This window comes from Parerythrobacter aestuarii, from assembly GCF_030140925.1.
Classification (GTDB): Bacteria; Pseudomonadota; Alphaproteobacteria; order Sphingomonadales; family Sphingomonadaceae; genus Parerythrobacter; species Parerythrobacter aestuarii.
In genome coordinates, this window is sequence record NZ_JARBWD010000001.1 from 380,679 (window position 1) to 401,189 (window position 20,511).

The following is a 20,511-nucleotide window of genomic DNA, read 5'->3' on the forward strand; positions in this document are numbered from 1 at the left end:
AGTAGGCGTCAACTGCAGCGTGGATATTGCACCCCGGTGACGGTTGCATTTGCCAGTTGCACCGAATGGGCTAAACGCTTCGCCCATGGACAAACTCGTTATTCGTGGCGGCAACCGCCTCTCAGGGACAATCCCAATTTCCGGGGCCAAGAACTCCGCCTTGACGCTCATCCCCTGCGCCCTGCTGACGGAAGAGCCGGTGACGCTGCGCAACCTGCCGCGGCTGGCCGATATCGACGGCTTCCAGCACCTGATGAACCAGTTCGGCGTGATGACGGCCGTCCAGGGCACGCGGCCGGAGGATTTCGGCCGGGTCATGACCATGGAAGCGACCCGGATCACCTCGACCGTCGCGCCCTATGACCTTGTCCGCAAGATGCGCGCCTCGATTCTGGTGCTCGGCCCGATGCTGGCGCGGATGGGCGAAGCTACGGTTTCGCTGCCCGGCGGCTGCGCTATCGGCAACCGCCCGATCGACCTGCATTTGAAGGCGCTGGAGGCTTTCGGAGCCGAGATCGAGCTGGCGCAGGGTTATGTAAAAGCGGTAGCGCCCGAGGGCGGCCTGCCCGGCGGGGACTTCGACTTCCCAGTGGTCTCCGTCGGTGCAACGGAGAATGCGCTGATGGCTGCCGTTCTTGCCAATGGTACCAGCCGCCTGTTCAACGCTGCGCGCGAACCGGAGATTGTCGACCTGTGCAAGCTGTTGGTGGCGATGGGCGCAGAGATCGAGAATATCGGCCGGTCCGACCTTGTCATCCACGGGGTCAAGCGACTGCATGGCGCAACCTATCGCGTGATGGCGGACAGGATCGAAGCCGGTTCCTATGCCTGCGCGGCTGCGATCACCGGCGGTGACGTGGTGCTCGAAGGTGCCAATGCCGAAGAAATGGGTGCGACCCTCCATGCCTTGCAGGCGATCGGCTGCGAGGTCGAGGAAACCAAGGCCGGCGTTCGCGTCGCGGCCAACGGTCCGCTCAAGGCAACCAACCTCACCACTGCACCCTATCCCGGTCTCGCCACCGATATGCAGGCGCAGCTGATGAGCCTGTTGTGCAAGGCCGAAGGCACCAGCGTGCTCAAGGAGACGATATTCGAGAATCGCTTCATGCATGTGCCCGAACTCAACCGCATGGGTGCCGACATCGAGACCGAAGGTCGCACGGCAATCGTCAAGGGGGTTGAACGGCTGACCGGCGCGGAAGTGATGGCGACCGACCTGCGTGCCTCGATGAGCCTGATTATCGCTGCGCTTGCGGCCGAAGGCGAATCGCAGGTCCGTCGTATCTACCACCTGGATCGCGGCTATGAGCGGCTGGAAGAAAAACTGCAGCTGGTCGGTGCGGATATCGAGCGGGTCGACGATTAAGGTCCTGTTGGGCGACCTTGCCAAGGTGCAATCTCGACGAAGAATCCATCCCTGTGGTAAGGCGACACAGTCCGCTTGTCGCACTGGGAGGGAGATGTGACCGAAGAACCCAAGTCACATTGGAAAACGTTCGCCATCGTATTGGGTTCGGTGGCCGCATTGATCACTGCGATTACTGGCCTGCTGCCTGAAGTGCGCGCTTTCTTCTTGCCGTCTCCCGACCAGGTGGTGCCTGAACCGGCTGCACCTGCTTCAACATCTGTAGCACCGCCTGCGGCGGAGGTTTCCCCTGCGTCGCATTTGTCGGACCGAGACGCGATCAAGGCCGCAGAAGCGCAGACATCCCGTTTCATCGATGCCATGGCGCGGCGGGATGTGAACGCCATGGTGGAACTGGCTGACCCGCCGTTCTTTTTCGATAATGGCGGGCTGGCAACCAACCGCGCTCAGTTCCGGGCCAAGCTGAAAGGCATGTTTCCCGACGATGCTGCCCGCGATTCCCTGCCCCGGATCGACAGCATCAAGGTCATGACCATCGGTGAAGCGCGCTTGCAGGGCCTGATTGCCGATGGTGACCGGGCCATCAGCCGCCTTAATCTCGATGACGAGGATATTGTCAGCGTCGCTACGTCCGGCATTCACGCGACCGGCTTCTATTTCCGTCGCAAGCAGAGCAGCGTCGGACTGGCCGCGATCTGGAACTAGCTCGCCTTACTCACCAGCCAAACCCGGATCGCGCTGGCGAGGCCCGGTGGTGTCCTGGCCTTGATACGTTGTTCATCGATACGGGCTACCAGCGCATTGATAGGCACACCTTCGCGCTCTGCAGCCGCGCGCAACATGTCCCAGAACAATGGTTCAAGGCTAATCGACGTCTTGTGCCCGGCGATCTCGACCGAGCGTTTGACGGGAGGGTGATAGGGTGTTCCCACACGGTCCTGCTAAAGGCCCGCAAGCGTTTTGCCTAGGCGGCACGAGGAGCGCTGGCACGGCGACCGAAAGTGGCGGGTATATTCGCAGTGAACGGCTGAAGCTGCATGGCGATGCTGGCCAGTTGCTGGGTCGTCAGAGGGTCGTGGAACATCAATCCGTGCTGCCCGCCCTTGCGCCAGCATACATCGGCCGGGCGAACATCCATGCCCGGGAGTTCCAGCGTCAGGTAGGCACCTTGCCCAAAACGCTCTCCACACTCGATCAGCGCGCCGCCGCGCGACAGGTCGAGCAAGCGGATACGGTGAGCCACACGATGCGCTTCGACCACGCCCTGGGCACGGATGCGCAGACGGATCGGTCGGCTCTCGAACGGGCTCGGCTCGTGGATGAAATCTTGCAGCTCGATCGCGCGAGCGAAGCGATAGCCCGCCTGTTGCTTGCCTTTCCAGACGCGCTCGATGGGGTAGGTTGCCCCGTTCGAAAGCTCGAGTATGACGCGTGGCTCGGTCGGTACGGCATGCATGAAGCGCAAGCCCACGCCTTCGGCGGAAACATCGCGGACAATGCAGACATACTCGCCGCTCTGGCACACCAGCTTGGCGCTGCGCAGCATCAGCGAGGAGCGCGCATTGGCCCGCTGGTCCTGCATGTCAGCTTCATGATCGGCCATCGCCAGTGCCTTTCAGCCACCTATCCCGCAATTCAGGGATAATGAGCAGTAGCTGAGTAAGGTTAACAACCCGTCAGCATTTGCGGTGCTCTCTCCATCGGCGCGCTACGAATTTTTTGGGGTGGCTGGCGTGCGGGCTAATTCCTAGAAACCATCGGCAATGGCCGCAAACATCCACAAGCTGACGGAAAAGGAGAAGGAGACCTTGCGGCTGATGCTGCGGGGTCATGACGCGAAGTCAATGGCACGACAGTTCGATCTATCCGTGCATACGATCAATGAGCGTCTTCGCAATGCGCGGCGAAAGCTGGATGTGACGAGCAGCCGCGAGGCCGCCCGGCTGTTGTACGAAAGCGAGTGCGGCATCCCCGAAATTCCTGGATACAAAGGTTTCGGGGATGCCGAAAGCCAGCCGAACGATGATGATCGAACGATCGAGAACAAGGTCGCTTCCAGGCCTTACCTGATCGGAGGATTTGTCATCATGCTTGCAATCGCATTCGCCGCCGCCATGTTTCTTGCCAGCCATCCGGTTGACCAGCGCCCAGTCGGCGACCCCGCAACGGCTCTGGAAACAGCGCAGATCGAGCAATTCGAAACCGTGGCACGCACGTGGCTGGCGCTGGTCGACGCGGGAGACTGGGACGCGAGCTTCGCTGCTGCGGGACGATCGTTCCGCGATCCGAACACCATCACGATGTGGCGCGACGCGTCGCTTCAGGCTCGTGTGCCGCTTGGTGCGATGATTGAGCGCAAGGCCCTGACCGTCGATTTCGTGCAATCAGGGAAAGGCAAGGGGGAGGCTGAGCCGACCGATTCCGCAATCGTGCGGTTCGCCACTCAGTTCGAGAACGGCTCAGGCACGGTCGAAACCGTCACACTCGAGCAAGAGTATGGCGAATGGAAAGTCATTGGCTACCTAATCGAGTGATGAGAGCAGGGACGCGGTGTCGAGACAATCGTACCGCGCCCTCCAAACTCAATACATGTGCTGGCCGCCGTTGATGCTCATGGTAGAGCCGGTCATGAAGCCGCCGTTCTCGCTGGTGAGGAAGGCGACGCCCCGGGCGATTTCCTCGGCCATGCCGAGCCGACCGACCGGGATCTTGGCGACGATCTTTTCCAGCACCGGCGGCGGCACGGCGGCAACCATGTCGGTGTCGATATAGCCGGGCGCGATGGCGTTGACGGTGACGCCGAACTTGGCGCCTTCCTGCGCCAGCGCTTTGGTGAAGCCGTGGATGCCGGACTTGGCAGCGGCATAATTGACCTGGCCGTATTGCCCCGCTTGGCCGTTGATAGAACCGATGTTGACGATCCGGCCCCAGCCGCGCTCGCGCATGCCGGGGAAAGTCGCCTTGGCCATGTTGAAGCAGCCGCCGAGGTTGACGCGCATCACGTCGTTCCAGTCGTCGAAGCTCATCTTGTGCAGTGTGCCGTCGCGAGTGATGCCGGCGTTGTTGATGACGATATCGATCGGGCCGAACTCGGCTTCGACCTCGGCGCAGCCGTCGAGGCAGGCCTGGTGATCGCCGACGTCCCATTTCTTCACTGGAATGGCGGTGGCATCGGAGAACTTCTTCGCCGCCTGGTCGTTGCCGGCGTAATTGGCGATGACAGTGTGCCCCTGGCGCTTGAGTCGTTCGCAGATGGCTTCGCCAATGCCGCGGGTCCCGCCGGTTACGATGGCTACGCGTCCCATGAATTCTACCTCTTCGCTAGATCTGCTCTCCCGGTGCTTGCCGTAGCGTCAAGCACGGAGACGGGCAAAGAAAAACCCCGCCGAAGCGGGGCGCTGCAATCGAATTCAGTGCGTCTCGAGCCTGTCAGAAGCGCAATTGGGTGCCGACGTAGACGGCCTGATCGTCTTCAACGCCATCAGTGAGCGGTGCAAGGCGCGAGCGTTCCTGCGACAGCCGCACACCGGCTGTGACGTCGAGATTGCGGGTCACGCGGTAAGAGCCGCCGACATCGACGCTTTGCTCGCCCAGGCCTTCAAGCGTCCGCGGCGACCGTCCCGGTTCACGCTCGTTCTCAAGCGAAATACGGGGCTGGAACCGGCTCGGCTTGTTGGCAGCGGTGCCCTGGCTTGGCCGGTACTCCGACAGATCCGGCATTTCGATCTTGGAGACACCAAGAGGCAGCTCGCTCGCCGGCTTGGCAAAGCTCTGGTAACCGCGGGCAATTCCGAGATCGAAGCGAGTCGGGGCGATCTTCAGGTCGCGGCGACCAGGGGCCTGGTCGGCCCGGTCCATTGCCGAACGGATCGAAATGGCCCGCGCGGTTTCGTCGTCCACGCGCACCGCAACGGTCACGACACGGTCTGCCGACACTTTGCCGGAAGCGGGCGTGAAACGCATCGCCTTGCGTGCGGCGGCATAACGGTTGTTGACGCGCTCGGCGAGCGCGGGATCGACGCCAGCCGGTGTAAAGCGTGGTGCAGCTTCCGTAAGCGGGGCGAGCACGGCATTGGTCACGGCAAGGCCAGCCGAAGGGACACCGACGAGGACGGCACCCGCGACCAGAGCGGGAACGATGCCCCGCCGCAGTGTCGTTGTGGTCGTCTTGCTCATGGTATACCCAATTGCTCCCCTCGGCAGCCCGACTCGCTTGGCGGATCCCGGCTGAACCAAGGGTGAAGCTACGCATGGATGCTCAGGAAAGCCAGTTTTTCCACAAGCACTGGTTCGCTATGAAACAAAGTGTTGCATACGGTCCACAAAAGCGAGTCAGCTAACCTGCGGCTGAGATGGCTCCATTCACGCGAGATACAGCGCTGCTCCGCACAAGGCTTGAGGCCAACCTTCTCTTGTCGCGCGCGATGCGGCCGGTATAGAGGCACCCTGACCAGATTGAGGACAACAGATCTTTCCCATGCGCATGACCACTTTCCGCCTTCGCCCGATTGCCCGCATTGCCCTGGGCGGCGCTGCGCTTGCTTCGCTCGCCGCATGCGGGGGACGCGAGCGTCCCGAGGCAGATCTCGCCGCATCGCAGATCACCACCATCGGCGTGAACTCCTACCTCTGGCGCGCTGCGCTGGAGACGGTCAGTTTTGCGCCGCTGCTGCAGGCCGACAGCGCCGGGGGCGTGATCGTGACCGACTGGTACGCCAATCCCCAGAACCCGGGCGAACGCGTAAAGCTGACGGTTTCGATTCTCGACCAGGATCTGCGTGCAGACGCGCTGCGCGTTGCTGCCAGCCGCCAGGTTTCGCAGGCCGGTACATGGGTCGATGCACCGGTGCAGGCCGCAACGGTGCAGAAGCTGGAGGACATCATCCTCTCGAAGGCCCGCGAACTCCGCCGTCAGGCAGTAGCCAGCTAATCCAACTTTCCCTACGGGGCTTACATGACCGAGACACGTTTCGATCCGTCGCAGGCTGACGGGCGCTGGCAGCGCGCGTGGGACGAGGCTGCCTGCTTCGCTGCCGATTCGAATAGCAACAAGCCCAAGAGCTACGTGCTGGAGATGTTCCCCTATCCCAGCGGGCGCATCCACATCGGCCATGTGCGCAACTACACCATGGGTGACGTGCTGGCGCGCTACAAGAAGATGCGCGGGCACGAAGTGCTGCATCCAATGGGCTGGGACGCTTTCGGCATGCCGGCGGAAAACGCAGCGATGGAAAAGGGCGTCCACCCCGGTGGCTGGACCCGCGAAAACATTGCCAACATGAAAGCGCAGCTCAAGCGGCTGGGCTTCGCACTCGACTGGACCCGCGAATTCGCCACCTGCGACCCGGAGTATTACGGTCACGAGCAGGCGCTGTTCATCGACATGTACGAAGCGGGCCTCGTCTATCGCAAGGAAAGCGAGGTCAACTGGGACCCGGTCGACATGACCGTGCTGGCCAATGAGCAGGTGATCGACGGCAAGGGCTGGCGCAGCGGCGCCGAGGTCGAGAAGCGCAAGCTCAACCAGTGGTTCCTCAAGATAACCGATTTTGCCGAGGATTTGCTCGACGGGCTCGGGACGCTCGACAAGTGGCCGGAGAAGGTCCGGCTGATGCAGGAAAACTGGATCGGCAAGTCGCAGGGACTGGAATTCAGCTTCGAGCTGTCGAATGGCGAGACATTGCCGGTCTATACCACGCGGCCCGATACCATTTTCGGCGCGAGTTTCGTCGCAGTTGCTGCCGACCATCCGGTCGCACAGTCGCTCGACAACAATTCCGCGCGCGACTTCATCGCCCTGTGCAAGAAGGGCGGCACGACCGCGGCCGAGCTGGAGACAGCGGAAAAGCTGGGCTTCGACACCGGCATCACCGCCAGGCACCCCTTCACCGGGGCCGAGCTGCCGGTCTTCATCGCCAATTTCGTGCTGATGGATTACGGCACCGGCGCGATCATGGCGGTGCCGGGGCACGACCAGCGCGACTTCGAATTCGCCACCAAGTATGGCCTGCCGATCCCGCGCGTCGTCGCGGCGAGCGCTGACGAGGCCGACAAGCCCTTCGCTGGCGAAGCCGAGTCGGGCGACGGGGTGATCGTCAATTCGGACTTCCTCGATGGCAAGAGCGTCGAGGATGCCAAGCGCGAAGTGATTGCCCGCGCCGAGCTGGGCGAGTGGGGCAAGGGCACCACCGTATGGCGACTGCGCGACTGGGGCGTTTCGCGCCAACGCTATTGGGGTACCCCAATCCCCTTCATCCATTGCGATACCTGCGGTGTGGTCCCCGTGCCCAAGAAGCAGCTGCCGGTCGAACTGCCTGAGGATGTCGACTTCAAGACACCCGGCAACCCGTTGCTGCGGCATCCGACGTGGAAGCATGTCGATTGCCCGACCTGCGGTGGCAAGGCCGAACGCGAGACCGACACGCTCGACACTTTCACCAACAGCTCGTGGTATTTCCTGCGCTTTGCTAGCCAGCCGGCGGACAAGCCGTTCGATCGCGACGAAGTCGCCAAGTGGTTGCCGGTCGAGCAATATATCGGCGGCATCGAGCACGCGATCCTGCACTTGCTCTACGCCCGTTTCTGGACCCGCGCGCTGCAGCGCATGGGGCAGGTGACTTTCGCCGAGCCCTTTGCGTCGCTGTTTACGCAGGGCATGGTGACGCACGAGACATATAGGCATCAGGTCAGTGTGAAGGGCAAGCCCGCATTCTACATGTGGGATGCACCAGAGGACGTTGAACAGCGAGAAGATGGCTTGTTCCTAAAGGGAACAGAGATTCCAGTCGAAGTCGGCCGTGTCGAAAAGATGTCGAAGTCGAAGAAGAACGTCGTCGACCCCGACACCATCATCGCGCAATACGGTGCCGATGCGGTGCGCTGGTTCATGCTCAGCGACAGCCCGCCCGAGCGCGACCTGCCATGGTCGGAAGCCGGAATCGAAGGCTGCTGGCGCTTTGTCCAGCGGCTGTGGCGTTTAGCTACTAACGAGCTGCCATTCGTACCACCTGCCGGCGAGAACAATGTCGCTGATGGTGTTGGGGTGAATTTCACCGATCCAGAAGACATTGGGCTTCGAAAGTTAACCCATCGGACGGTGTCCGGAGTTGCGGAGGATATCGAAGCACTTCATTTTAACAAGGCCGTCGCCAAAATTTACGCCCTCTCTAATGCGATCGACAAGGCCAAAATGTCATATGATCGGCAAGATGCGGTTCGGACGTTGGTCGCCATTGCCTCGCCAATGATGCCCCATATTGCTGAGGAACTCTGGAGCAAGATCGGCGAAGAAGGTCTTGTCGCCGAAGCGGCCTGGCCTGAAGTCGATCCGGCGCTGCTGGTCGAGGATGAGGTCACCATTGCGGTCCAGCACATGGGCAAGCTGCGCGATACGCTAACTGCACCCAAGGGAGCGTCGAAGGACGACCTCGAAGCCCTTGCGCTCGCCAGCGAGAAGGTCCAGCGTTCAATCGATGGAGCTGCAATCCGCAAGGTGATCGTCGTGCCCGACCGGCTGGTCAATATCGTTACCTGATGCGCGCTGGCGTCGCCCTGGCCGCGCTTTTGGCGCTGACCGGCTGCGGCCTGCAGCCGATCTATGCCGGTGCCGGGAATGCGGCTGTGGCCGGGCTCTCCTCGGTTGAAGTCGCACCTATCCCGGGCCGTTCAGGCTGGCTGATGGGCAATGCCCTGAACGACCGGCTTTCGGCAGCAGGCGAAGGTACCGCTCGCTACCGGCTCGATGTCCGGCTCGACGACCAGCTCGAAGGGCTCGGCCTGCTCAATGACGATACCATCGGACGCGAGCGCCGCACGCTCAGGGCGCGCTACCAGCTGGTCGATATCGCTACCGGCTCGATCGTGCTCGATGCGACCGCCGGGTCCGATGCCGGGATCGACGTAGTCTCCAGCGAATATGCCACCATCGCTGCCGAACAGGCTGCGCTCGAGCGGCTGACCGACGAAGTCGCCGATCGTATCGTGACCAGCGTCTCGCTGGCGCTGCGCGAACAGCAGTGAAGGCAACCCAGCGCGATTTTCCCGGCATTGCGCCACGGGTGGCAAAGCAATGTTCCGTCTTCTTCTTTTGCGGACCAGATGAAGCCGGGGCATCGGCTGCGGCGGAGGCTGTCCACGCCGCTATGGCAGACGCTGGCGAGCGGGTGGAGCTTTCCGGGGCGGATCTGCGGCGGGACCCGGTCCTGCTCGGAGATGAAGCGCGATCCTCGTCGCTCTTTGGCGACACGCGCCATATCTTCGTTCGCGCCAGCGGTGACGAAGTGCATGACGCGCTAGCTAACTTGTTCGACGGAGAAGGCGAGGCATGCCCGGTCTTGGTGGTGGCGACATCTGCCACCGACAAGTCGCGCACAGCCAAGCTGCTGGAGAAGCGCGAAGATGCGCTGGTGGCGATGTTCTATCCGCCCGATTTGCGCAGCATGACCGGGACGGTACGCGATCTTGCGGACACAGCCGGGGTGCGGCTGGGCGGCGACCTTGCTGAGCGGATTGCGCGCGCTTCCGGGCTCGACCAGCGATTGGCAGCTTCGGAAGTCGCCAAGTTGGCCCTCTATCTCGACGCGTCGCCTGAAGCCCCGAAGACTGCTGGTCCCGAAGAATGGGATGCGATCGGGGCGAAGACGGAAGAGGATGGTTTCATGCCAATCGTCAATGCTGCGCTGTCCGGCCACGCCCGCAAGCTGCCGGCCGAGCTCGCCCGCATGTGCGAGCTGGGGATCAACCCGGTCGGAATCGCGCTGGCTGTGGAACGGAGGACTGCACAATTGGCACAGCTTGCTGCCCGCCTCGGACGCAGCAATGATGTCGGCGGATTGATTGCTTCCGAGAAGCAGGCGCGCCGTATCTTCTGGAAGGACGAACGCGATTTGCGCGAGCAGTTGCAGATATGGCGGGGGAAGAGGCTGGACCGGCTGGTTGCGAGAGTCACTGCGCTGCATCGGCATTTGCTGGCGAACAGCCAGTCGGCCGAGTTGCTGTTGGCGCAGGAACTGACCGAAGTCGCGCGGGTTGCGGCGACGGTCGGCAGCAGGTAGCGCTCGATTGACGGCGGTTTTACAAAGCGGTTAGGCTTGCTGGAGTAGGACAGCTTTATCCGTTCGTGTGTCGAGCGGGTTCGAAGGGATGTGAGCTGTACGGTGAATGCTCCTGCTGCAATCGATGACGACGCCAGCAACCACGGCCTCGCGGCCGCGCCTTCACTTGAGCGGCGCCGGTTGCGGGCCTACCTGCTCCTGCTGCTGGCCGATGTCGGGCTGATCCTCGCCGGGTTCCTCGTGGCAGGCGCGCTTTACCTGGGGAAGTTTCCCGATCCGCAGGCGTTGCGGCAAGCCTACCTCCTGCTGCCGATCTTCCTGACGATTGCGCTGTATCAGGGAACCTATTCGATTCGCTCGCTGATCGACTGGCGGTTTGCCAGCACCAGAGTCGTCGCCGCGCTGGCGATTTCGGCCTTCTTGCTGGCATTCGTGGCCTTCTATCTCAAGACCAGCGCGACATTCTCTCGTATGACTCTGTCCCTGGGCCTAATCTTCGCGGGCCTGTCGATGGTCCTGTTGCGCAGGGTTGCAGTGCGGCTGATCGAGCAGCGCTGGGACGGCTTCGTGCGTAACCGGCTGCTGATCCTCGACGGCGGCCCGGCGATGCCGGTGAAGGCCAATCGTGTCATTGTCGCTCAGGAGTACGGGCTCGATCCGACAGCGGATGAGCCGCACGATGTCGACCGGCTGGGCCAGGCCTTGCTAAACCAGGACGAAGTCATCGTCAGCTGCCCGCCTGAACGGCGCGCGCAATGGGCCTTCGCGCTGAAGGCCAGCGGGGTGCACGGTGAAATCGTCAGCGAGATGGCACACGAGCTCGGGGCTCTCAACGTCAGGCACTATGAAGATGCCGATGCGACCGCCCTGGTGGTGAGTGCCGGGCCACTCGGGTTGCGCGCGCGCGCGGTGAAGCGGGTGTTCGATATCCTGTTTGCGACGGCAAGCCTGATCGTTCTCGCACCATTCATTGCGTTGTTGATGCTGGCGATCAGACTGGAGGATGGCGGCCCGGTGCTGTTCGTCCAGCAGCGGACCGGACGCGGCAACCGCTTCTTCGCGATGCTCAAGTTCCGCTCGATGCGGGTCGACGGCGGCGATGCCGCAGGCAAACGCTCGGCCAGCCGCGACGATGACCGAACCACGCGCATCGGCCGCTTCATGCGCCGGACCAGCATCGACGAGTTGCCGCAGCTGGTGAATGTCCTGCGCGGAGAAATGAGCATCGTGGGCCCGCGCCCGCATGCCATTGGCAGCCTCGCGGGGGAGAAGAAATTCTGGCATGTCGACCAGCGTTATTGGCACCGCCATGCGCTCAAGCCCGGCCTGACGGGCCTCGCACAGATTAGAGGGCTGCGTGGTGCCACCGATGAAGAAAGTGACCTGTCCGACAGGTTGCAGGCGGATCTGGAATATATGGCGACCTGGTCGCTGTGGAGCGACATTGCCATCATCGCCCGCACTTTGTTGGTGCTTAGGCACGAGCGTGCATACTGACAACGAAAAGGGCCGCTACCCAATCGGGAGCGGCCCTTTTTCGCGTGTACGGATCGGATCGCTTAGCGCGGGCTATTGCCCTGGCTGCTGCTGGCAGCGAGCAGCAGCCCGGCAAGGCCGCCAACACCGAGCAGGATCAGGAGCCACAACGCGCCATCGTCGTCGTCATCATCATCCTGATTGCCAATGTCGCTGGCAAAGTTCACCGGCTTGGAAAATTCAGTCGCGGAGGGCCGGGTTTCAGCCTGCGCGGCAGTTGTGCCGAAGACCATCAGGCCGGCAACAGTTGCAGCAAGGAGCTTCTTCATTTCTCTACTCCGCAAGAATACGTACTGCCGTTCCTATAGCAAAAGCAGCGAAGGTCAACAAATTGCGACTCGGCTCCCTTCTAGTCTGCGCAGGTTGCAATTGCGTTGAGGAAGCGGTGACAAGGTGTTTGCCGCCCTTGTCTCGCCTTCGAATTTGGGCAGGGTCGACCCGCTCATTCTGGCTCAAAGGCAGGACTATTCGCGCACCATGGCTTCGATTTGCCTGATCAGCCTCAACTATGCACCCGAGCCGATCGGCATCGGGCCCTTCAGCCAAGGCTGGGCGGAGGTGCTGGTGCGTCGCGGGCATGCGGTACAGGTCATTTGCGGGGTGCCCTATTACCCGGCCTGGAAGGCCATGGAGGGATATCGTGAGCCCTTTGCGCAAGCGGTCGAGAACGGGGTGCAGGTCATGCGGGTACCGCACCATATTCCTGGTGCGCCGGGCACTGTCGGGCGGCTAAGACACTATGCCACCTTTGCCATGAACGCATACAGGGGCGTTGGTAAGCTCGGGCCGGCATTCGCGCCCGAGGCCGTCATTGCCATCGCTCCCGCTCTTTTGTCGGCACCCGTCGCATTGCAGCTGGCGAAAACGCACAGGGCCTTGTCTTGGCTGCACATCCAGGATTTCGAAGTCGAGGCCGCACTCGCGACGGGGCTCTTGCCAGGCTGGGCAGCACGGCTGGGTGCGGGATTCGAAAATGGGATCCTGTCGCGGTTCGACCGATTGAGTTCGATTTCGCCGCGCATGATCGAGAAGGCAGCCGCGAAAGCCGATGGCAGCCCGGTTGTGCACGAATTGCGCAATTGGGCCGACGTCGAAGTCGGTGCCATGACGACCGATGGCGAGCGGTTGCGGCGCGAACTCGATCTGCCTGATGGGCTGCTGGCGCTCTATTCGGGTAATCTTGCCCGCAAACAAGGCATCGGCCTGTTGCTGGAAGCTGCCAATGCCATGCAATCGCGCCCAGACCTGCACTTCGTCATTTGTGGCGATGGCCCGGCGCGGGCCGAGGTTGAGCAGGCGGCGCAGGACCTGCCTAACCTTCACTTTCGCCCGCTGCAGCCCCGTGCGAGACTGGCCGAACTGCTGGCCATGGCCAGTTTCCACCTGTTGCCGCAGATCGCCGGCGCGGCGGACCTTGTCCTCCCTTCGAAGCTGGCTAACATGCTTGCCTCGGGCAGGCCGGTCGTAGCGACGGCGAATTCCGGCACATCGCTGGCCGGAGAAGTGGAGGGGTGCGGTATCGTGGTGCCTGCTGGACAAGTAGTCGAATTCGAGCAGGCAATCATTCGATTGGCGGATGATGACGGATTGCGCAAAACTCTTGGGCAAGCGGCCCGGGCGCGTGCTGTCGAGCGCTGGTCGAAGGCTTCACTGCTCGAACGCTTCGCCGGTGCGCTGGAAGCTGCGCTGGAGGAGGCGGGACAATGAGCCTGGCATCCGGGGCCAATGTAAGCCTGGGCGGGCGAACCGGTGCTGCTGGCAACATCAAGCGATCCGGTGCTCAAAGCCGCATCACCTTCGATGTCTGGACTGTGCTCGCGTTCCTCTATCCGCTAAGCCAGCTCGCGGTCTTCAACATCGTCGGTCAGCTGTACCTGATGGACCTGCTGGCGTTGCCCTTGCTCGCCACGTTCTTGACCTTGCCCGATGCGATGGAACGGCTGCGCCGGATCGTGCCGGTACTGACACTGATCGGGGTCTGGCTGCTGGGGCAGGTGATCACCGACCTTGTGCGCGAAACGTCGCCGGGCGACTTCCTGCGCGGCTGGGCCAAGATCGTGTTCTTTGCCTTGCAGCTTGCCACCCTGTGGCTGTGGCTGCCTCGTAGACGAGCCTATTTCGCTGCGTTTGCCATCGGGCTCGGGGTGGCTGCGATGTACAGCGTGCCGCCGGAATTTGTCGGCTATGAATGGAAGTTCGGATATGACAGGGCGCTGATCTACATCACACTGGGGGGGCTGTTCTTCCTTTCGCTGGCGCTGCCGCGATTGCTCTATTTGGCCCCGGTGGTGCTGCTGGTGCTGTCATTCTTCCTTTTGCTGCAATCCGCCAGATCCGCTTTTGGCGTGCTGTTCATTGCGGCTGTGGTGGTCGCGGCAGCGCTGGTGTTCAGCCAATTCATCCGTTGGCGACAGCGGCTCAGCGCCGGGCTGTTCGCGGGACTGTTTCTTGGCGGGATCCTCGTCGCGACCGGGGCGACCACGATCTATGGAGCAGCGGTAGAGAACGGCCTGCTCGGCCGGGAAGCACTGGTCAAGTATCGCGACCAGACCTCGGGCGAGGTACCGCTGTTGCTGGGAGGACGAACGGAAAGCCTCGTCGCCACCCAGGCGATCATCGATTCGCCGGTCATAGGTCACGGCAGCTGGGCCCGGGATGCTCGCTATGTCGCCTTGCATCACGCGATCAAGGTCCGGCTCGGCCTGCCGATCTTCGATGCCGAGCAAGGCAAGCGCGACCTCATTCCCACCCACAGCCACCTTTTCGGGGCGTGGGTCGAAGCCGGGATCGCCGGGGGGATTTTCTGGCTCTGGACGCTGTCGATCCCGATATTCGCGCTGTTCTACCTGCTCAAGCGACAGGAATTGCTGGCACCGCTGGTGGCCTACTGCGCGGTAGCGATGTTGTGGTCGGTGCTGTTTAATCCGTTCGGATCTACCGAACGGTTCTTCGTCGCATTCCAGCTGGCCTTGCTGTTGTGGACCGTCCGTGCCGGCGGTCGATCGATCACGCTGTTCGCGCCAGTGCGCGAGGCGCTGCGCAGCAGGAAGGACCGGGACCGGGTTTGAAGATCCTGCACGTCATCGGTGATTGCAATCCAGCAATGGGTGGCGCGATCGAGGGTGTCTTGCGGCTGGGCGATGCTTATCGCGCGCTTGGGCATGAGCAGCACTTGCTGACGCTTGACGATCCGGGTGACCCATGGGTTGCGCAATGTCCGTCGCCTGTGGTGGCGCTTGGCCGTACTGGCCCCACAAAGCGATTTTACCCGGCGCGTGCGATCAACTGGCTGCGGGCGAACCTTTCGCAATTCGACGGTGTCGTGGTCGATGGCTTATGGAATGCTTCGACCCTGGCTGCTGCGCGCGTCCTCCCAGCCGGCCAGACGCCTTACTGTGTCTTTCCCCATGGCATGCTCGACCCGTGGTTTCGCAAACACCGTCCTCGTAAGGAGTGGCTGAAGCGTCAGTTGTTCAGGGTCAATGAGAGGCGGCTGCTCAGGAGCGCGCGCGCCGTGCTCTTTACCGCTGAACAGGAACGACAGCTGGCCCGGAATTCCTGGCCGGGATGGAGCGGTATTACAGAACAGGTGGTGGGCTTCGGTACCGGCGATCCACCGCATCATGAAGATGCCATGGATCGTGCCGCCAATCACGCTGTGCCGGGGATCAAGGGCCTTCGCTATCTGCTTTTCCTAAGCCGACTCCACCCGAAGAAGGGATTGGAGATCTTGCTGGACGGATTTGCTGCGGCCCATGGCGCGGGCGAACTCAGGCTTGTGATCGCCGGACCCGGAGACCCGGCCTATGTCATGGAACTGCAAGAGCGTGCTCGGGCGCTGGGTATCGGTGAACGGGTGGATTGGCCTGGCATGCTCAGCGGCGATGCGAAATGGGGCATCTTGTACAATTGCGAAGCCCTGGTCCTGTCATCATATCAGGAAAACTTCGGGGTCGTCGTGGCGGAAGCGCTAGCGTGCAGGCGACCGGTCATTGTCTCGGACCAGGTCAATATCCATGACGACATCGCTTCGCGGCGCGCCGGTCTGGTTTGTACTGCTACTGTCGCCGGGGTCGCCGATACTCTCGATGCCTTGAGCCAGCTTGATCCAGGGGCAATGGACGCGATGGGCGCAAGGGGCCGGTCCCTGTTCCTGGAGCGGTTCGACATGTGCAGGGTGGCTGAGAGAATTCTTGCGCAGTTCCTCTGAAGTCTGGAACTGGATAAACACCTTTCCTACAAATAACCAAATCGGTTAGCAGGCGCGACTCGAAAGGAGTTGCCATGCCCGATCCCTTGCCCCCCGTCCGCCATCCTGCCCGATTTGTTCCGTTGTCAGCCCTCGCTACAGGTGAACCCGGTGAAGCTGCCCTGCCGATAAGTCCGGGGAACCCGTTGCCGTCCCGCGAGCAGCCATTGCGCGGTGCTCGAGCGCTGGCTCCCGATACCAGCGTCGCCGCTGGCGTCGCGTTGTTGCTCGATTGCAGCGCCGGTGGCCAGGCGACCTTTACCCTGCAGGACAGTTCGACGCTCACTTTGACACTGTCACCAGGCCTGACGCTGTTGCCGCTGGCGGTCATTGGCATTGCGTCGGCCGGGCTCACTGCTGCCCTCAATGCCTGGGTGCTCGACTGATGCTGGCGCTGCATGTTCCCCGCCCGTCGCCCAGTCGACTGCTCCAGCCCGCGACGGAACTGGTCGCACCGCAATTGCTTGATCCCGCCCCGCTGGTCACACAGGCGGCGATCCCGACCCTCGCTCGCTACTGGCCGACGGCCAGTGGGACTCAGTTTTATCAAGTCGCTTCCGCCCCCCAAGGCGGTGTCTTCACCTTTTGCCGCGGGCTGCCTGGGGCATCCGCAGGCAGTCTCAGCTACCCCGAAGAAAAGGTCATGACCGCGTCAAGCAGCGGGGCACGATCGACCCTGGGCCAACAATGGTCCTTCATCCATGAGGGATCGCGGATCGAATTGCAGGTTCGCAACAACCCGCAGGGCTTCCTGCTCCGGATCGACAACCGCTTCTTGTCCCTCGATCCATATCAGAGCAGCGGTCCAACCATCGTTACGCTCGATTTCGGCAGCCATGGCCGCCGCCGGATCGACATCATCAGCTGGGGCATGTCCTTTGCTGGAGTCTTCACCGATCCTACCGATTGCCTGTTTGCCGCTGAACTGCGCGGACCACGCACAATTGTGTTCGGCGACAGCTTTACCACGCCCGAACCGATCAATTGGGCGGTGTGGTTCGCGCATGGCATGGGCTGGGATGATGTCTGGCCCAGCGGAGCAGGTGGTACCGGCTTCGTTGCGGATGGGCTTGGCAATGCTGTCGCCCTCCCGGATCGCGTGCTGACCGACGTCGTTCCCTACCGGCCCGAAGTTGTCTTCCTCCATGCCGGACTGAATGATCTGAGCAAGGACCCGACGCAGGTTGAAGCTGCTGCCGCCCTTACTGTTCGACGCCTCCGCGATCATTTGCCGGATGCCGTCGTGGCAGGTGGTGCAGATACCGCCTATGGGATCGAATATTTCAGCTCGCAGTCCCTGGACGTGATCGAGGCCATCAGGGCCGGGATCGAAAGCGCCGGCGGCGGATGGATTTCCCCCGTCGAACTGCCCTTTGCCTTTGCTGGACCGCAGATCGGTCATGCGGCGACGATTTACGCTCCGATCAACGCCGGGCAGGCCGGCAATGACGGCAGCCCCGACACCGTCGGATATCCCAATGGTTTCATCTGCAACACCTCGCAGTCAAATGCCGACGTCAACCTGCGGGTTGGTTCAGTTGTCGAGATCGGTACCGGGGCGACCCGAGAACGAGTTGTCATTACAGCGACAGGCAACCATGATGCCCGCCTCGTCTATGGCTTCGACGGGGCCATGCGATATTTCCACGCGGCGGGCGAGCCGGTGCGCGAAGTCGGACCGTGCTTCGTGACCGGCAACGGCAACTCGCTCAACCCTACCGGTTGGGGAAGCGCAGATCGATTCATCGGCACCGATGGCTTTCACTACACCAACACTGGTCACCGGGCTCTCGGCGCAGTCAACGCTTCGCTCTTGCGCCATTACCTGCGCGGCCGCCCCATAATCTGAGTGCTGATCTGGCGGATCATGGGAGAGGCAGCTAAGGCATCGCCATGGCTGCCTCTCCCGGATCACTCACTGTCGTTATCCTCACGCACAATGAAGAGATCCACATCGAACGCGTCCTGCAATCGGTAGAGGCGATCGCGACCCGAATGATTATCGTCGATTCGGGCTCGAGTGACCGGACATGCGAATTGGCACGAGCAAGCGGTGCCGAAGTGTTCGAGCGAGCCTGGGTCAACTATGCCGACCAGTTCCAATGGGCGCTCGACAACTGTGCGATCGACACCGACTGGACAATGCGGCTCGACGCAGACGAATGGCTCGGGAGCGACTTGACCGACCGGCTTGCAGCACTGCTGCCTGCGCTGGGACCGGACATCACCGGGATCAGCATCGATCGCCAGCATCACTTCATGGGCCGTTGGATCCGCCACGGCGGTCGCTATCCGCTCCGGCTCTTGCGCCTATGGCGTACAGGCCAGGGTCGGATCGAACAGCGCTGGATGGACGAGCACATCGTCATCGACGGTGGCGAAATCCGTCACGTGCCGGGCACATTCGTTGACCAGAACGATCACGGGCTCGATTTTTTCATTGCCAAGCACAATGGCTATGCGACCCGTGAGGCCATCGACGCGCTCATTGCAAAATATGATCTCTTCACGGCAGTCGAGCAGGCGGGGTTGGCAAGCACCGTGCAAGCCAACCGAACGCGAAGCCACAAGATGGGCTGGTACAATCGCCTGCCGACAGGTGTAGGCCCCCTGCTTTATTTCCTCTTTCGCTACCTGATCCAGCTCGGATTTCTCGATGGACGCACGGGCTTGATCTACCATGTGCTGCAAGGTTTCTGGTATCGGTTCCTCGTCGATGCCAAGCGGGTTGAACTGGAACAGGTGATCGCAGGGGTAAGCAGCAATGAACAGCGCATTGCCATGCTTACCGATGCGACCGGGCACGATCTCAGCGGATTCCAGCGACGCTCGGAAAACTAGCCGGACTGGAACAACGGACCATGGCGAACGCGTTCCATTGTCCGCCACGGGTGGCGAAAATGTTTCGCCCAGCGCAATGCCTGGCCGCCAATCCTGTCGCGCGATGCCATGGGGCGATTCATCAGCCGTTCGAAATTTCGGACTGCGTTGGCGTGGTGCTGGTCGGCCAGTTTGCCGGACATGGTGATGGAATTCGCATGCAGGCGATAGCATCCAAGGAAGGCATCGACCACGTCGATCCGCGCGCCTGAAAGGAATAATGACGTGAGCAGCCCGCCATCCCAATTGCCTCTGTCATTGGGATCGAATCCGCCTGCACGATGGTACGCATCGGCGCGGATAAAGGTTGCTGGCTGGACCTGCACATGCGCTCCGACCGCGACAGCATATCGGTGAAAGGGTTCGGACCACACCCGACGCACCCGCGCGCCCCGCTCGTCGATTACCCTGGCGTGGCCGCAAGCGACATCTACATCGCGGTGCGCTGCGAAGAAGTGCGCCATCCGGGCGAACGCTCCGGGCAGGACCATGTCGTCCGAATTGAGATAGTAGAAGATGTCTCCGCGCGCTCTTGCGAAACCTTTGTTAAGCCCGTCGGCAGGTCCGCTGTCGGGTTCGAATACCGATATGATACGCGGGTCGTCGTAGCTGGAGATGATATCCCGGCTGCCGTCGGTCGAACCCGGATCGCAGACGATGTATTCAAACTCAACGGCTTCCTGATCAAGGATGGAATCCATCGCCGCGCGGAGGAACTCTGCCTGGTTGAATGAGATGGTTACGGCGCTGATCAGCGGTTTCATGCGACAAAGCCGGTGGTGCGCTGAAAGTAGCCGAGATCGTCCGGCAGCTCACCGACACGCTGCGCAGGATTCCCGCGATACAAGCCCAGCGTTGCTTCATCACGCGCCTCGTAGACCGAGCCTGCTCCCAGCACTGATCGTTCCGGCAAGCTGCTCCCTTTGAGCAGGATTGCTCGCGAACCGACGAAGGAATAGCGACCCACCGAAATCGGCGCAGCGTCCTGTCGCGAGGCCCGGAAGTCGAAACTGTGACTGATGATCTGCGAATGCCAGCCGGCAAATGTGGCAAAGGCACCTATGCGAACACCGCCGGTGCAATCGATCAGGTGCCGGTGCGTAATGGCGGCTTGTTCTTCAAGAACAAGGCTGGGGTCACGCTCGGGCAGGTGACGAAAGAACTCGCGCGCTGACAGCGGGACTGCGGTAACCCAGTTGAGGTTCCCGAGCCGCGCACCTTCGCCAAGTTCGAGCCGCGCAAGCCCCTTGACCACCGTCAGGTGGCCGATGATCGCCCCTTCGCCCATTTCGAGCCGGGCCGCAGCGATGATCGAGCGACCGATCCGGGCACCCTTGCCGATGGCAAATCCGGGGACCAGTGAGAGCAGCGGACGCCGGATGAACCATGGCAAGGGCAACAGCAGGATCTGCCACAATACGCGCACA

21 protein-coding genes are annotated in these 20,511 nt (G+C 61.9%); 14 read left to right on the forward strand and 7 right to left on the reverse strand.

Annotation, left to right across the window (positions count from 1 at the left end):
• Positions 1 to 85: 85 nt before the first annotated feature.
• Positions 86 to 1,366, forward strand: coding sequence for a UDP-N-acetylglucosamine 1-carboxyvinyltransferase (gene murA, locus QPW08_RS01940; protein ID WP_284124039.1), 1,281 nt, complete (start codon positions 86 to 88; stop codon positions 1,364 to 1,366).
• A 96-nt stretch (positions 1,367 to 1,462) separates the two neighbouring features.
• Positions 1,463 to 2,071, forward strand: a complete 609-nt coding sequence (locus QPW08_RS01945) for a nuclear transport factor 2 family protein (protein ID WP_284124040.1) — start codon at positions 1,463 to 1,465, stop codon at positions 2,069 to 2,071.
• On the opposite strand, the gene QPW08_RS01950 is transcribed toward QPW08_RS01945, so the two are convergent.
• Both QPW08_RS01950 and QPW08_RS01955 read right to left on the reverse strand, forming a co-directional pair.
• Positions 2,068 to 2,298 (reverse strand): ribbon-helix-helix domain-containing protein, encoded by a 231-nt coding sequence (locus QPW08_RS01950; RefSeq protein ID WP_284124041.1) that lies wholly within the window; start codon positions 2,296 to 2,298, stop codon positions 2,068 to 2,070. The two genes, QPW08_RS01945 and QPW08_RS01950, sit on opposite strands and share 4 nt — an antisense overlap.
• 32 nt (positions 2,299 to 2,330) lie before the next feature.
• A complete protein-coding gene (locus tag QPW08_RS01955; protein ID WP_284124042.1) occupies positions 2,331 to 2,969 on the reverse strand; it encodes a PilZ domain-containing protein in 639 nt (212 codons plus the stop codon).
• 160 nt (positions 2,970 to 3,129) lie between these two features.
• Between QPW08_RS01955 and QPW08_RS01960 the strand changes: the two genes are divergently transcribed.
• The gene (locus QPW08_RS01960; RefSeq protein ID WP_284124043.1) at positions 3,130 to 3,900 is read left to right on the forward strand and encodes a helix-turn-helix domain-containing protein; all 771 of its coding nucleotides are present in this window, start codon (positions 3,130 to 3,132) and stop codon (positions 3,898 to 3,900) included.
• 48 nt (positions 3,901 to 3,948) lie between these two features.
• Here QPW08_RS01960 and phbB read toward each other — a convergent pair whose 3' ends face one another.
• The gene (gene phbB, locus QPW08_RS01965) at positions 3,949 to 4,671 is read right to left on the reverse strand and encodes an acetoacetyl-CoA reductase (protein ID WP_284124044.1); all 723 of its coding nucleotides are present in this window, start codon (positions 4,669 to 4,671) and stop codon (positions 3,949 to 3,951) included.
• 124 nt (positions 4,672 to 4,795) lie between these two features.
• Positions 4,796 to 5,542, reverse strand: a complete 747-nt coding sequence (locus QPW08_RS01970) for a hypothetical protein (RefSeq protein ID WP_284124045.1) — start codon at positions 5,540 to 5,542, stop codon at positions 4,796 to 4,798.
• Between the two features lie 307 nt (positions 5,543 to 5,849).
• On the opposite strand from QPW08_RS01970, the gene QPW08_RS01975 reads away from it, so the two are divergent.
• From QPW08_RS01975 to QPW08_RS01995, 5 genes are all read left to right on the forward strand, one after another.
• Positions 5,850 to 6,296: a DUF3576 domain-containing protein gene (locus QPW08_RS01975; protein WP_284124046.1), complete on the forward strand. Its 447-nt coding sequence runs from the start codon at positions 5,850 to 5,852 to the stop codon at positions 6,294 to 6,296.
• A 24-nt stretch (positions 6,297 to 6,320) separates the two neighbouring features.
• Positions 6,321 to 8,900 (forward strand): leucine--tRNA ligase, encoded by a 2,580-nt coding sequence (gene leuS / locus QPW08_RS01980; protein ID WP_284124048.1) that lies wholly within the window; start codon positions 6,321 to 6,323, stop codon positions 8,898 to 8,900.
• Positions 8,900 to 9,385 carry an LPS assembly lipoprotein LptE gene (lptE, locus tag QPW08_RS01985; RefSeq protein WP_284124049.1) on the forward strand — a complete coding sequence of 162 codons (486 nt, stop codon included), beginning with the start codon at positions 8,900 to 8,902 and terminating at the stop codon, positions 9,383 to 9,385. The genes leuS and lptE overlap by 1 nt, the downstream gene beginning before the upstream one ends.
• A complete protein-coding gene (locus QPW08_RS01990) occupies positions 9,382 to 10,419 on the forward strand; it encodes a DNA polymerase III subunit delta (protein ID WP_284124050.1) in 1,038 nt (345 codons plus the stop codon). The genes lptE and QPW08_RS01990 overlap by 4 nt, the downstream gene beginning before the upstream one ends.
• Positions 10,420 to 10,509: 90 nt before the next feature.
• The gene (locus tag QPW08_RS01995) at positions 10,510 to 11,916 is read left to right on the forward strand and encodes an exopolysaccharide biosynthesis polyprenyl glycosylphosphotransferase (protein ID WP_284124051.1); all 1,407 of its coding nucleotides are present in this window, start codon (positions 10,510 to 10,512) and stop codon (positions 11,914 to 11,916) included.
• A gap of 62 nt (positions 11,917 to 11,978) precedes the next feature.
• On the opposite strand, the gene QPW08_RS02000 is transcribed toward QPW08_RS01995, so the two are convergent.
• Positions 11,979 to 12,224: a hypothetical protein gene (locus QPW08_RS02000; protein WP_284124052.1), complete on the reverse strand. Its 246-nt coding sequence runs from the start codon at positions 12,222 to 12,224 to the stop codon at positions 11,979 to 11,981.
• Positions 12,225 to 12,432: 208 nt separating this feature from the next.
• On the opposite strand from QPW08_RS02000, the gene QPW08_RS02005 reads away from it, so the two are divergent.
• The 6 genes from QPW08_RS02005 to QPW08_RS02030 all read left to right on the forward strand — a co-directional run bounded on the left by QPW08_RS02005 (position 12,433) and on the right by QPW08_RS02030 (position 19,045).
• Entirely contained in the window at positions 12,433 to 13,662 is a 1,230-nt protein-coding gene (locus QPW08_RS02005) for a WcaI family glycosyltransferase (protein WP_284124053.1), read from the forward strand.
• Positions 13,659 to 15,023, forward strand: coding sequence for a hypothetical protein (locus QPW08_RS02010; protein ID WP_284124054.1), 1,365 nt, complete (start codon positions 13,659 to 13,661; stop codon positions 15,021 to 15,023). The genes QPW08_RS02005 and QPW08_RS02010 overlap by 4 nt, the downstream gene beginning before the upstream one ends.
• Complete coding sequence (locus QPW08_RS02015) at positions 15,020 to 16,165, forward strand: glycosyltransferase (protein WP_284124056.1); 1,146 nt, start codon at positions 15,020 to 15,022, stop codon at positions 16,163 to 16,165. The genes QPW08_RS02010 and QPW08_RS02015 overlap by 4 nt, the downstream gene beginning before the upstream one ends.
• A 122-nt stretch (positions 16,166 to 16,287) precedes the next feature.
• Positions 16,288 to 16,590, forward strand: a complete 303-nt coding sequence (locus QPW08_RS02020) for a hypothetical protein (protein ID WP_284124057.1) — start codon at positions 16,288 to 16,290, stop codon at positions 16,588 to 16,590.
• Positions 16,590 to 18,053, forward strand: coding sequence for an SGNH/GDSL hydrolase family protein (locus QPW08_RS02025; protein ID WP_284124058.1), 1,464 nt, complete (start codon positions 16,590 to 16,592; stop codon positions 18,051 to 18,053). Before QPW08_RS02020 ends, QPW08_RS02025 begins: the two co-directional genes overlap by 1 nt.
• A gap of 44 nt (positions 18,054 to 18,097) precedes the next feature.
• A complete protein-coding gene (locus tag QPW08_RS02030; RefSeq protein ID WP_284124059.1) occupies positions 18,098 to 19,045 on the forward strand; it encodes a glycosyltransferase family 2 protein in 948 nt (315 codons plus the stop codon).
• On the opposite strand, the gene QPW08_RS02035 is transcribed toward QPW08_RS02030, so the two are convergent.
• Both QPW08_RS02035 and QPW08_RS02040 read right to left on the reverse strand, forming a co-directional pair.
• Entirely contained in the window at positions 19,042 to 19,848 is an 807-nt protein-coding gene (locus tag QPW08_RS02035; RefSeq protein WP_284124060.1) for a glycosyltransferase family 2 protein, read from the reverse strand. The genes QPW08_RS02030 and QPW08_RS02035 overlap by 4 nt on opposite strands.
• Entirely contained in the window at positions 19,845 to 20,510 is a 666-nt protein-coding gene (locus QPW08_RS02040) for an acyltransferase (protein ID WP_284124061.1), read from the reverse strand. The genes QPW08_RS02035 and QPW08_RS02040 overlap by 4 nt, the downstream gene beginning before the upstream one ends.
• Between the last annotated feature and the right edge of the window lies 1 nt (position 20,511).

What these genes read in the sequence shown, in the direction of transcription:
- murA (WP_284124039.1), top strand. Translation starts at nt 86, where the DNA reads ATGGACAAACTCGTTATTCGTGGCGGCAACCGCCTCTCAGGGACAATC.
- QPW08_RS01955 (WP_284124042.1), bottom strand. Translation starts at nt 2,969, where the DNA reads ATGGCCGATCATGAAGCTGACATGCAGGACCAGCGGGCCAATGCGCGC.
- QPW08_RS01960 (WP_284124043.1), top strand. Translation starts at nt 3,130, where the DNA reads ATGGCCGCAAACATCCACAAGCTGACGGAAAAGGAGAAGGAGACCTTG.
- phbB (WP_284124044.1), bottom strand. Translation starts at nt 4,671, where the DNA reads ATGGGACGCGTAGCCATCGTAACCGGCGGGACCCGCGGCATTGGCGAA.
- QPW08_RS01970 (WP_284124045.1), bottom strand. Translation starts at nt 5,542, where the DNA reads ATGAGCAAGACGACCACAACGACACTGCGGCGGGGCATCGTTCCCGCT.
- QPW08_RS01975 (WP_284124046.1), top strand. Translation starts at nt 5,850, where the DNA reads ATGACCACTTTCCGCCTTCGCCCGATTGCCCGCATTGCCCTGGGCGGC.
- leuS (WP_284124048.1), top strand. Translation starts at nt 6,321, where the DNA reads ATGACCGAGACACGTTTCGATCCGTCGCAGGCTGACGGGCGCTGGCAG.
- lptE (WP_284124049.1), top strand. Translation starts at nt 8,900, where the DNA reads ATGCGCGCTGGCGTCGCCCTGGCCGCGCTTTTGGCGCTGACCGGCTGC.
- QPW08_RS02000 (WP_284124052.1), bottom strand. Translation starts at nt 12,224, where the DNA reads ATGAAGAAGCTCCTTGCTGCAACTGTTGCCGGCCTGATGGTCTTCGGC.
- QPW08_RS02005 (WP_284124053.1), top strand. Translation starts at nt 12,433, where the DNA reads ATGGCTTCGATTTGCCTGATCAGCCTCAACTATGCACCCGAGCCGATC.
- QPW08_RS02010 (WP_284124054.1), top strand. Translation starts at nt 13,659, where the DNA reads ATGAGCCTGGCATCCGGGGCCAATGTAAGCCTGGGCGGGCGAACCGGT.
- QPW08_RS02025 (WP_284124058.1), top strand. Translation starts at nt 16,590, where the DNA reads ATGCTGGCGCTGCATGTTCCCCGCCCGTCGCCCAGTCGACTGCTCCAG.
- QPW08_RS02030 (WP_284124059.1), top strand. Translation starts at nt 18,098, where the DNA reads ATGGCTGCCTCTCCCGGATCACTCACTGTCGTTATCCTCACGCACAAT.
- QPW08_RS02035 (WP_284124060.1), bottom strand. Translation starts at nt 19,848, where the DNA reads ATGAAACCGCTGATCAGCGCCGTAACCATCTCATTCAACCAGGCAGAG.